This is a genomic window from Gordonibacter pamelaeae 7-10-1-b (assembly GCF_000210055.1).
GTDB lineage: Bacteria > Actinomycetota > Coriobacteriia > Coriobacteriales > Eggerthellaceae > Gordonibacter > Gordonibacter pamelaeae.
This window is the reverse complement of sequence record NC_021021.1, coordinates 487,576-497,761: the sequence shown is the minus strand read 5'-3', so window position 1 is coordinate 497,761 and position 10,186 is coordinate 487,576. Positions and strand designations below refer to the sequence as shown.

12 protein-coding genes and 5 tRNA genes are annotated in these 10,186 nt (G+C 67.2%); 9 read left to right on the top strand and 8 right to left on the bottom strand.

What is annotated here, in order from left to right:
• The 5 genes from gpmI to GPA_RS02325 all read left to right on the top strand — a co-directional run.
• A partial coding sequence (gene gpmI / locus GPA_RS18710; RefSeq protein WP_041239973.1) for a 2,3-bisphosphoglycerate-independent phosphoglycerate mutase occupies positions 1 to 1,218 on the top strand: 1,218 nt, incomplete at its 5' end.
• A 178-nt stretch (positions 1,219 to 1,396) separates the two neighbouring features.
• Positions 1,397 to 1,651, top strand: a complete 255-nt coding sequence (gene secG, locus GPA_RS02340) for a preprotein translocase subunit SecG (RefSeq protein ID WP_041238829.1) — start codon at positions 1,397 to 1,399, stop codon at positions 1,649 to 1,651.
• Positions 1,652 to 1,720: 69 nt separating this feature from the next.
• Positions 1,721 to 1,809, top strand: a tRNA-Leu gene (locus GPA_RS02335).
• 79 nt (positions 1,810 to 1,888) lie between these two features.
• Entirely contained in the window at positions 1,889 to 2,794 is a 906-nt protein-coding gene (locus tag GPA_RS02330) for a cation diffusion facilitator family transporter (RefSeq protein WP_015538824.1), read from the top strand.
• A gap of 13 nt (positions 2,795 to 2,807) precedes the next feature.
• Positions 2,808 to 3,500, top strand: a complete 693-nt coding sequence (locus GPA_RS02325) for an HAD family hydrolase (protein ID WP_015538823.1) — start codon at positions 2,808 to 2,810, stop codon at positions 3,498 to 3,500.
• A 25-nt stretch (positions 3,501 to 3,525) separates the two neighbouring features.
• On the opposite strand, the gene GPA_RS02320 is transcribed toward GPA_RS02325, so the two are convergent.
• The 4 genes from GPA_RS02320 to GPA_RS02305 all read right to left on the bottom strand — a co-directional run bounded on the left by GPA_RS02320 (position 3,526) and on the right by GPA_RS02305 (position 5,508).
• Positions 3,526 to 4,914, bottom strand: coding sequence for a radical SAM protein (locus GPA_RS02320; RefSeq protein WP_015538822.1), 1,389 nt, complete (start codon positions 4,912 to 4,914; stop codon positions 3,526 to 3,528).
• Positions 4,915 to 5,162: 248 nt separating this feature from the next.
• Positions 5,163 to 5,238 (bottom strand) — tRNA-Gly (locus GPA_RS02315).
• A gap of 50 nt (positions 5,239 to 5,288) precedes the next feature.
• Positions 5,289 to 5,362 (bottom strand) — tRNA-Cys (locus GPA_RS02310).
• Between the two features lie 70 nt (positions 5,363 to 5,432).
• Positions 5,433 to 5,508: transfer RNA gene (locus GPA_RS02305), tRNA-Gly, on the bottom strand.
• A 267-nt stretch (positions 5,509 to 5,775) separates the two neighbouring features.
• Here GPA_RS02305 and GPA_RS02300 point away from each other — a divergent pair.
• The gene (locus GPA_RS02300) at positions 5,776 to 6,072 is read left to right on the top strand and encodes a hypothetical protein (protein ID WP_041238827.1); all 297 of its coding nucleotides are present in this window, start codon (positions 5,776 to 5,778) and stop codon (positions 6,070 to 6,072) included.
• A 194-nt stretch (positions 6,073 to 6,266) separates the two neighbouring features.
• Positions 6,267 to 6,341: transfer RNA gene (locus GPA_RS02295), tRNA-Val, on the top strand.
• An 89-nt stretch (positions 6,342 to 6,430) separates the two neighbouring features.
• Here the strand turns inward: GPA_RS02295 and GPA_RS02290 are convergent.
• The gene (locus GPA_RS02290; RefSeq protein ID WP_041238826.1) at positions 6,431 to 6,583 is read right to left on the bottom strand and encodes a zinc ribbon-containing protein; all 153 of its coding nucleotides are present in this window, start codon (positions 6,581 to 6,583) and stop codon (positions 6,431 to 6,433) included.
• A 194-nt stretch (positions 6,584 to 6,777) separates the two neighbouring features.
• Here GPA_RS02290 and GPA_RS02285 point away from each other — a divergent pair, with 194 nt between their 5' ends.
• The gene (locus GPA_RS02285; protein ID WP_015538820.1) at positions 6,778 to 8,058 is read left to right on the top strand and encodes a GAF domain-containing sensor histidine kinase; all 1,281 of its coding nucleotides are present in this window, start codon (positions 6,778 to 6,780) and stop codon (positions 8,056 to 8,058) included.
• Positions 8,055 to 8,699 carry a response regulator gene (locus tag GPA_RS02280; RefSeq protein WP_015538819.1) on the top strand — a complete coding sequence of 215 codons (645 nt, stop codon included), beginning with the start codon at positions 8,055 to 8,057 and terminating at the stop codon, positions 8,697 to 8,699. The genes GPA_RS02285 and GPA_RS02280 overlap by 4 nt, the downstream gene beginning before the upstream one ends.
• Before the next feature lie 5 nt (positions 8,700 to 8,704).
• Here the strand turns inward: GPA_RS02280 and GPA_RS02275 are convergent, their stop codons facing one another.
• The 3 genes from GPA_RS02275 to GPA_RS02265 form a co-directional block, all read right to left on the bottom strand.
• Positions 8,705 to 9,619, bottom strand: a complete 915-nt coding sequence (locus tag GPA_RS02275; protein ID WP_015538818.1) for a 4Fe-4S binding protein — start codon at positions 9,617 to 9,619, stop codon at positions 8,705 to 8,707.
• Entirely contained in the window at positions 9,616 to 9,873 is a 258-nt protein-coding gene (locus GPA_RS02270; RefSeq protein ID WP_015538817.1) for a chaperone NapD, read from the bottom strand. The genes GPA_RS02275 and GPA_RS02270 overlap by 4 nt, the downstream gene beginning before the upstream one ends.
• A gap of 87 nt (positions 9,874 to 9,960) precedes the next feature.
• Positions 9,961 to 10,186: nitrate reductase cytochrome c-type subunit (locus GPA_RS02265; RefSeq protein WP_041238825.1), on the bottom strand; the 226-nt coding region annotated here is incomplete at its 5' end.

Genomic DNA, 10,186 nt, shown 5'->3' with positions numbered 1-10,186 from the left:
GAGCCGGGTGCGGCGCTGCACCTCATGGGGCTCGTGTCCGACGGCGGCGTCCATTCGACGAACGGGCACCTCTACGCGCTCGCGCGCGCGGCGAGGGAGGCCGGGGTGGGGCATATCGTGGTGCACTGCTTCATGGACGGCCGCGACGTGCCGCCGAAGAGCGGCGCGGGCTACCTGGAGGAGCTCGAGGCCGTGCTGGCCGAGCTGACCGACGACGCGTGCACGGCCGAGATCGGCAGCATCTCCGGCCGCTACTACGCCATGGACCGCGATAACCGCTGGGAGCGCGTCGAGCAGGCGTGGCGTGCCGTCGTGGCCGCCGAGCCGTGTACGGACGCGACGTCGGCCGAGGTCATGGCAGCCTCCTACGCCGAGGGCGTCACCGACGAGTTCGTCGTGCCCACGGCGCTCTCCGGGCGCGGGGTGCAAGACGGCGACGCCGCCGTGTTCTTCAACTTCCGCCCCGACCGCGCCCGCGAGATCACGCGCGCGCTGGTGGACCCGGCGTTCGCCGGCTTCGAGCGCGGCGCGTGGCCGCAGGTGAGCTTCGCGTGCCTCACCGAGTACGACCCCGAGATCCCGGCTCCGGTGGCCTTCCCCAAGGAGTTCCCCGACAACGTGCTGGCCGACGTGCTGGCCGCGGCGGGCCTGCGCCAGTACCACATCGCCGAGACGGAGAAGTACGCCCATGTGACGTTCTTCCTGAACGGCGGCCGCGAGGAGCCGAAGGCGGGGGAGGAGCGCGCGCTCGTCCCCAGCCCCAAGGTGGCAACCTACGACCTCAAGCCCGAGATGAGCGAGCCGGACGTGGCCGCCACGCTGGCCGCCGCCATCGAAGCGGGCGAGGCCGACGTCTACATCGTGAACTTCGCGAACTGCGACATGGTGGGCCACACCGGGCGCATCCCGGCCGCCGTCGCCGCCGTCGAGGCGGTGGACGCGGGCGTGGGCCAGGTGCTCGCCGCGCTCGAGCGCAAGGGCGGCGTCGCGCTCGTCACCGCCGACCACGGCAACGCCGACAAGATGCTCGGCGAGGACGGCAGCCCCTTCACGGCGCACACCACGGCCCCCGTGCCGCTCGTGCTCGCGGACTTCGCCGGAACCGGCCGCACCCTCGACGGCCGCGAGGGCGCGCTCTGCGACATCGCGCCGACGCTGCTCGGGCTCATGGGCCTGCCGAAGCCCGCCGAGATGACGGGCAGGAGCCTGCTCGCGTAACCCGGCATGATCGACCGGCCACGAGAGGCGCCACGGTTCGGGCCGTAGCGCCTCTCTTCTGGACGTTTTGCGACGCCCGCGCCCCTGCGGCCTGCCCTGCTTGCCAGGGGAGGCGCTTTTCGGGTATACTTCATGACTTGTGTAAACGATCGTTCTCAATGGAAAGAAGAGAGACGCCTTGAACCCGTTCCTTATCATCATGCTCATCCTGCTCGTCGTCTCGGGCTTGGGCCTCATCGTGTTCATCCTGCTGCATTCCGGCAAGGGCACGGGCATATCCGACATGATCGCCAGCTCCGTGTACTCCACGCAAACGGGCACGAGCATCGTGGAGAAGAACCTCGACCGCATCACCATCATCTTCGCGGTGGTGTTCCTGCTGTCGCTCATCGTGCTGATGATCATCTACCCGCAGGGAACGATCGCAAAATAGCGAAAATTCGCTCTTCACAAGCGGCGAAGGTTCGGGTAGAATAACCAACGTTGCTTGTGAGCAGCATACGTCGGAGTGGTGGAACGGCAGACACGCTAGCTTGAGGTGCTAGTGCCCACACAACGGGTGTGCGGGTTCAAATCCCGCCTCCGACACCATCGAAGCTAGAAGGAGAGTCCGAGTGGCTCTCCTTTTTCGTATTTGGGCCCCTGACGATGAGATGCGGAGGAATCGAACATGGCGAAGGCGCTTGCTGCCAAGGACGCGGTCTCGACGCGCATGCGGTCGATCCGCCGGGTGCTGTGGATCGTGCTCGTGCTGAACCTGGCCGTGGCGGCCGCCAAGTACGTGTACGGCACCGTCACCGGGTCGGCGTCCATGCAGGCCGACGGCATCCATTCGGTGTTCGACTCCGCCGGCAACGTGGTGGGGCTCGTGGGCATCGCACTGGCCTCGCGGCCGGCCGACGAGGGGCACCCCTACGGGCACGCGAAGTTCGAGACGTACGCGAGCCTCGTCATCGGCGTGCTGCTGCTCCTGGCCGCCTTCGAGGTGGGGTCGAGCGCCGTGGCCAAGCTCGCGTCGGGCTCCTACACGGCCGAGGTCACGCCACTGTCGTTCGCGGTCATGGCAGGCACGCTGGCCGTGAACCTGGGCGTGACCACCTACGAGCGGCGCTGCGCGAAGCGCCTCAAGAGCGAGGTGCTGGCGGCGGATGCCAACCACACGCTCTCCGACGCGCTCGTGTCCGTCGGCGTCATCGTGGGCCTGGCAGCCGTGGCGCTCGGATTCCCCATGGCCGACCCCGTCATGGCGCTCGTGGTGACGCTCGCCATCTTGGCCACGGCCTGGGACGTGTTCAAGCACGCGCTGGCCACGCTCTCGGACCGCGCGCGCATCCCCGAGGAGGACGTGCGCGCGGCGGCCCTGGCGGTGCCCGGCGTGCGCGATGCGCATCGCATACGCACGCGGGGCACGGAGGGGGAGGTGTACGCGGACCTGCACGTGCTCGTCGCGCCGGAGATGACGGTGAAGGACGCCCACGACCTCTCGGAGCGCGTGGAGCGCGCCGTGGAGGAGCGCTTCCCGAACGTGGCGGAGGCGCTCGTGCACATCGAGCCCGACGACGGGCACGTGGACTAGGAGGGGGAGCCGCATGGTGGAGGCCGTTTTCTTCGACGTGGGGTCGACGCTCATCCGGCCGTGCCCGTCGGTGGCGGAGACGATGGCGCGCGCAGCCGCCGAGCGCGGGCATGCGCTGACCGTGCGCGACTTCGAGCTCCATATGCCCGCCATGGACGCCTACTACGAGGCGGAGTACCTGCGCGACGGGGACTTCTGGTGCTCGCACGAGGGGTCGACGGCCATCTGGCTGGACCAGTACCGCTACGTGTGCCACCTGGCGGGCATCGGCCACGACGCGGAGGGCATGGCGGCCGCGGTCAACGAGGCCTACCGCCACGCATCGAGCTGGGAGGTGTACGCGGACGTCGCGGGTTGCCTGCGCGCCCTCAAGGAGCGGGGGCTCGCCCTGGGGGTCGTGTCGAACTGGGACGCCGAGCTCGAGGACCTGCTGCGCGGCCTCAAGCTGCTGCCGTACTTCGACACGGTGGTGTCGAGCGCCGCAGTGGGCTACCGCAAACCGAACCCCGTGATCTTCGACCTCGCCTGCGAGCAGCTGGGCGTGCGGCCCGGCGCATGCGCGCACGTGGGCGACCGCCCCGATGCAGACGGGGACGGGGCCCAAGCCGCCGGCATCCGCCCCGTCATCGTCGACCGCCACGGCGCCGAGCCGGACTGCCCCTACGACCGCGTGGAAACCCTCGCCGACGTCCCAGGCTTCCTGTAAGGGAATCCCCCGCAGGTCCGAGGAGCTACTTCCGCCTCCCTGCGTTGGGCCCGCTCGTCCAGTGCCCCTCCTCCCACAGGCGCTGTGCCACAGGCTCCCAGCGGTCGGCTGCGGCGTGCGTCTTCGCGCAGAGCGCCGCCGCGTCCTCCGGCTCCTCCAGGTCGGTCGAGTGGGCGCCCGAAGCCTCCACCATCTGGGCCAGGCGGTCCTTGTTGTCCAGCACGGGGCAGGGCCGCAGGTGGTTGCCGTTGAAAGGCTGGTTGTCGTGGTAGGCCATGAACAGCGGCCGCTTGAGCGCCTCCAGAAGGGGGGTGTCGCGGATGTTCGCGTCAGAGTAGTGGATGAACGCGCAGGGCTCTATGTCGCCGTTCGCGTTGATGTGCAGGTAGCGCCGCCCGCCGGCGATGCACCCCTGCGTGAACTCGCCGTCGTTCCAGAAGTCCATGGTGAACAGCGGCTTCGTCTCACGGAACGCGCGTATCTGCCGGTACATGAACGCGCGGTCCTCGGCCGTGGCCAAAAGGTCGGTCGGTGCGGAGGCCCCCACGGGCATGTAGGTGAAGAACCAGGCGAACTTCGCCCCGCGCGCCACGAGGTCGTCGACGAACGCCTCGCTGCCGATGGAGGCGGCGTTCGCATGCGTGTAGCAGCACGACACGCCGAAGGGCAGGCGGTGGCGCCTCAGCACGTCCATGGCGCGCACGACAGCGGCGTACGTGCCCGCGCCGCGGCGGGCGTCCGTGGCCTCCTCGAAGCCCTCCACCGAGATGGCAGGGATGAAGTTCCTCACCCGCAGCATGTCCTCGGCCAGCGCGTCGTCGATGAGCGTGGCGTTCGTGAACGCCGTGAACGCGCAGTCGTCGTGCTTCTCGCACAGGCGGATGACGTCGCGCTTGCGCACGAGCGGCTCGCCGCCCGAGAACAGGTAGAAGAACACCCCCAGCTCCTTGCCCTGCTCCACGATGGAGTCCAGCTCCTCGAACGTGAGGTTGAGCCGGTCGCCGTACTCGGCAGCCCAGCAGCCGGTGCAATGCAGGTTGCAGGCGCTCGTGGGGTCTACGAGCAGGGCCCACGGCACGTTGCAGCCGTGCTCGGCCGCCGCGGCGTCCTGGCGGCGCAGGCCGACGAGGCTCGCGTTCACGAGGAAGTTCTCCAGCACCTTCTGGAGCACGCCGGGGTCGATGTCGGCCCACAGGCTCTTCAGCAGCACCATCCAGTTGTTGTCGGGGTTGTCGATGACCTCGTGGAACAAGGCTCGCTGTTCCACGAGGTAGTCCTTGGGAACCAGCGCGTCCACGGCTTTGAGCATCTTGGGCAGCTGCACGTCGGGGTCGCCTCCTCGCGCGTATGCCAGCAGCTTGCGCGCTATGGCCGACTGCGCGCCCTCCGCGATGGTCTTCTTCGTGGATGACATTGCTCTGCTCCTTTCCGGGGGATATCGCAGAACATGATGGCAGAAGGGCCGGGACAGAGGGCGGTTTGTCATCCGGCTGGAACCAGGGAGGTTGACGAGCCGTTGGAGTGCGCCTGCCATCGGCGGGGAACCGGCTGCAGAGGTGTCGCGGGAGCAAGGGGATCTAGTCCTATAAGCCGGGATCTGCCCGCTGTAGGCCAAAGGCATGAAAAAACCCGCCGGATCGATGTCCGGCGGGCGAGGTTTCGTGGAGCGGACGACGGGGTTCGAACCCGCGACCCCGACCTTGGCAAGGTCGTGCTCTACCAGCTGAGCCACGTCCGCATTGTGAAGCGTGCAGTGCTTGGTCATCCGTCCCCGCAAGGAGGAGCGAATGGAGGCGACGCCCGGATTCGAACCGGGGGTGAAGGCTTTGCAGGCCTCTGCCTTACCACTTGGCCACGTCGCCGTGTTGCGGCAAAACCGTCATGGAAAAGGCCGGCCAAAACTTTGGAGTATGACCGGCCTCGTGATGACGATGGAGCGGACGACGGGGTTCGAACCCGCGACCCCGACCTTGGCAAGGTCGTGCTCTACCAGCTGAGCCACGTCCGCGTCGCGAGGAGATATAATACTGGAACGACCCCTTTCGCGCAAGCCCCCATTTCTGATTTTTTCACATCTCGATGACAACTCCTGCCGAAGAGCCCCGAAAGCCGTTGCCGGAGGATGCTCGCGGCCGTTTCCAGGCTCTGGTGCCCTCTTGCCGTGCCCGGGTTGACGCGGCAGGAACTCAATGCTTATATCATTCAATGAAGCTGCGTAGGGGATTGAGGCGGAGAACGCTTCCTGCCATCTTCGCTTTTGATGCAGGAGGCTGTCATGCGGGAAGATATCGAGAAAACAAGGCAGAGGATTCGCTCTCTTGAGTTCGACATCTCGCAATTGGAGGAGCGCAAGCAGGATTGCCTGCTTCGGTTGAAGCTAAGGGATCTGGAGATTGCAATCCCCTCCAGCAGGGTCGAGGTTTCGCGGGGCGCCCTCGACAGGAAGGCCGACTTCGAGGTTTACGATTTATGCGACGAGCTCGATCGCATGATCGCCGATAAGCAAGACATCATCGAAAAGTGCAAGCGTGCCCTGTCGACATACGAAGGGCGGCATAACGAAAGTGATTAGAATCTCCCGGACCTCGTAAAATCCAAACGGTTGTGCCAACAACCCCCTCCAACTCTCTGACGCGGGGAGGCCGGAATTTTTCACCCGCAATTCGAAACTTTTCGTCCGAAAAGTGAAAAGGCCCTTTGACATGGCGCCGTGTTCTGGTAACATACCAACTCGTCGGTACGGACGGTGTCCGAACCGCAGAATGTGCGCGATTAGCTCAGGGGGAGAGCATCACCTTGACACGGTGGGGGTCGCAAGTTCAAATCTTGCATCGCGCACCACGGAAACTCGAAAGGCACCCTCGCGGGTGCCTTTTCTCATGCAGACGACCTTGCGGGCGCCGGCCGGCCATCGTTTCGGCCGGTGCGCGTCAGTCCTCGTCCTCGAGCTTCTCGAACTCGTGGTGGCCGCAGTTGGGGCAGGCGGGCAGCTTCTCGGTATCGCTCGTGATGCGCACGATGTAGCCGCAGTTCTTGCAGCGGTAGCGCCCCTCTTCGGGCTGGTCTCCGGTATGGAACTCCATGTCGCGCTCCTTTCGCTTGTCGGAGGGATCCTTCGGCAAGCAGCCTACCACGGGGCCGCCCCCGGGCGGTGGCGGCCTTGCAACGGCACGGCGAGCATTCGGCGACGCCCCTGCGGCGGGCAAGGCGCGCCGCAGGCTCTGTGCAGGCGCGTGTGGGCCCGAATGTCGTGCAACGACACGCGAAATAGGGGATAATGGCGAAAGAGCAAGGGGAGGCGAGGCCGTTTCGCGAGGACGGCGGCAGCTGCATCCGCATCGAGGCGAGGGGGAGAGGCATGGGGGCGTCGAATTTCTGCGAGGACGTGCTTGCGGGCAGGAGCGAGGTCTACGCGCGCACCGTGGAGGACCTGAAGGAGCGCTACGGGTTCGACTTCGTGGGCTTGGGGTTGACGGCGTTCTTGGGGGCGCCGCTCAAGTGGATCTACAGCGCGGGCGCCACCGACGAGCGGCACCACCGCATCGTGCTCGCGCCGGGGCACGGCATCGGCGGCATCGTCATCAAGGCGGGCAAGCCCATGCTGTTCACGAACATCGACGCCGAGATCGACCCGCGCGAGTACTCGTCGTACCCCATCGTGTTCGCCGAGGACCTGCACAGCTTCTGCGCCCTGCCGCTCGTGAAGGAGGGCCGCGTCGTGGGGGCCATCCTGTGCGCGTTCCGCACCGTGAGTGACGCGCACCGCGCGAGCTACAAGCGCTTCATCGCCGACCAGAAAGGACGGCTCGCCGACTTCGACCTGGTATCGAGCGACTTCATGGACTTCGAGCGCATCGCCGAGGAGAAGCGCGACGACGAAGTGGACAGCCCGCTGCTCGTCCATTCGGAAGTATCGCGCGTCATCGCCGCCCAGGAGGCCGAGCGCAAGCGCATCTCGCGCGAGCTGCATGACGGCATAGCCCAGGAGCTCCTGGGGGTCTCGTTCGTGCTCAAGCGCCTGGAGCCTCACCTGGGCGACGACGCGGAGGCGCGGCAGCTGTTCGCGGAAGCCAACAACGACATCGACCGCATCCTGGACGAGCTGCACAACATCTCGGTGGAGCTGCGCCCCTCGGCGCTCGACCACCTGGGCTTTATCCCGGCCCTGCGCTCGCAGGCGGCCGTGTTCGAGAAGACCTACGGCGCCGAGATCGTGTTCGAGGGCAACCTGTCGCGCAAGCGCTTCGACCCCGCGCTCGAGACGCAGGCCTACCGCATCTGCCAGGAGGCCGTGCTGAACGCCTGCAAGTACTCGGGCGCCGACAAGGTCCACGTGACGCTGGAGGACGCCGACGGCTGGCTGCACGCCACCGTCGTGGACCACGGCTGCGGCTTCGACGTGGAGCACCCCGAGGTGAAGGGGAGCGGCTGCGGGCTCTCCGGCATGCGCGAGCGCGCACGCCTCATCGGCGCCACCCTCACGATGGCCTCCGACGGGGACGGCACCGTCGTGACGCTCGTCGCGCCCATGAAGATAGCGGAAGGCGGTGCGGCATGATACGCGTGGTGCTGGCCGACGACCACGAGGTGGTGCGCGCCGGGTTCAAGATGATCTTGGAGCAGGACGCCGAGATCAAGGTGGTGGCCGAGGCCGCGGACGGCACGCAGGCCTATACGATAGTCTCGCGCGAGAGGCCCGACATCCTGCTCATGGACATCTCCATGCCGCCTGGCCAGAGCGGCCTGGTGGCCTGCGAGAAGATCGCGCGCGACTTCCCCGGCACGCGCATCGTCATCCTCACCATGTTCGCCGAGCCCGAGTACCTGTTCTACACCCTGCGCGGGGGAGCTGCGGGCTACGTGCTGAAGAACTCCACGTCCGAGGAGCTGCTCTCCGCCGTCCACGCCGTGGCGGGCGGCGGCAGCTACATCCACCCGAAGATGGCCGCGCTGCTCACCAAGCAGCTCGTGGGCGCCGGCGAGGAGGAGGACCGCTCCTACCAGCAGCTGTCGAACCGCGAGTTGGAGATCCTGCAGCTTCTGGCGAAGGGGTACACGAACAAGGAGATCTCCGAGCAGGTGTACCTGTCCGTGAAGACCGTGGAGGCCCACCGCTCGAAGATCTACAAGAAGCTCGGCTTCAAGACCCGCGCCGACCTGGTGTCCTACGCCCTGGAGCACAAGCTGCTGGACGTGTGAGGGCCCTACGCGGCTGCCGCCGACCCTTCCTCGGCCGGCTCGGCGGCGGGCTTCGCGCCCTTGCCCAGGCCCAGCGACAGGGCGCGGGCGGGGCAGGCATCCACACAGGAGCCGCAGGCCATGCAGTCGCCGGCGCGCACGCACGTGTCGTCCCCGGCGAGCACCGGATCGAGGATGGACGGGTCGGCCAGGCACGCCTTGCGGCACGCGTCGCAGTGGATGCAGGCCGTGCGGTCGTACCTCACGTTCACCACGCCCATGCGCCCGATGGCCTCGTAGAAGCCGCCGAGCGGGCAGAGCGCGCGGCACCACACGCGGTGGCCCCAGAAAAGCTCCGCTGCCACGATGGCCCCGAGCGTCCAGAGCCCCGCCACGCTGCCGAAGAGGATGCCCTTGTTCACGGCGCCGATGGGCGAGAACGACTCGAACAGCGGCACGCTGGTGGCCGCCGACAGCACGAGCACGGCCAGCGCGACCCCCATCTTCGCACGGCGCGGCACGGGCGCCTCGCTCACCTTGATGCCCAGCTTGCGGCGCAGCGCGTCCACCAGCTCCAGCAGCAGGTTCACCGGGCACACCCAGCCGCAGAACGCCCGGGCGCGCACGAGCCCGTAGAGCACCACGACCGGCAGCGCGAACCAGAGCCAGTCGAGCTCGAACGTCTTGGAGGCGGCGACGACCTGAAGGACCCCGAACGGGTCCAGGAGGGTGACCCCTCCTATCGATGAAGAGGAAAGGCTGCCGAAAAAGGGAAGGTCGGCAGGAGCGGGAACAGGGTCGTCGCCGCCGACGGACACCCCGAACAGGCCCCAGCCGGCAACGAGCAAGGGCGCGGCGAACAGCAGCAGGGCCGCTATCTGCACCGCGTGCCGCAGCCAGGACCACTTGAGCGAATGCGAGGTGTTCGGGGTGCGCATCATCTCACGGCTGCCTTCTGCACCGTGGGGTCGTCCTCGAAGTTGGCGTACACCAGGTTGATGCCGATGACGCCCTCAAGGGCGATGAACGTGCTGGCGATGTCGTGGGAGTCGTCGAGCGTCTCGGCCTCGATGGTCACCACCACCTTGTAGCCGTTCGTCTCATGCACCTCGACGCCCTCGATGCGGCCGAGGTCCTCGGCCACGCGCGCCGTGGTTTCGGGCGTCGTCTCCACGACGAGGCTTGATATGACCATGCTGCTCTCCTTGCTACGGTAAGGTCGGCTTGCGAAAAGGGCCGGGACGGCGGAGGGAGCCGCCCCGGCCGGAGGGAAGGGCCGGTGCTAGCCCTGCACGTGGCAGGTGTTGCACTGGTCGTGCGTGGGATCGAGCTCGAGCGTCTGGGACGAGCCGTCGACGTAGTGGTCCTCGGGCATGGCCTTGGAACCGTTCAGCATCGGGTTCGAGCGCTCGCTCGCGCCGTGGCAGCCGTAGCAGCCGGAGGCGCCCAGGGTCTCGAACCGGTCCTGATGCGTGGCGGGCATGAGCGGCGGCGCGCCGGCCGGCACG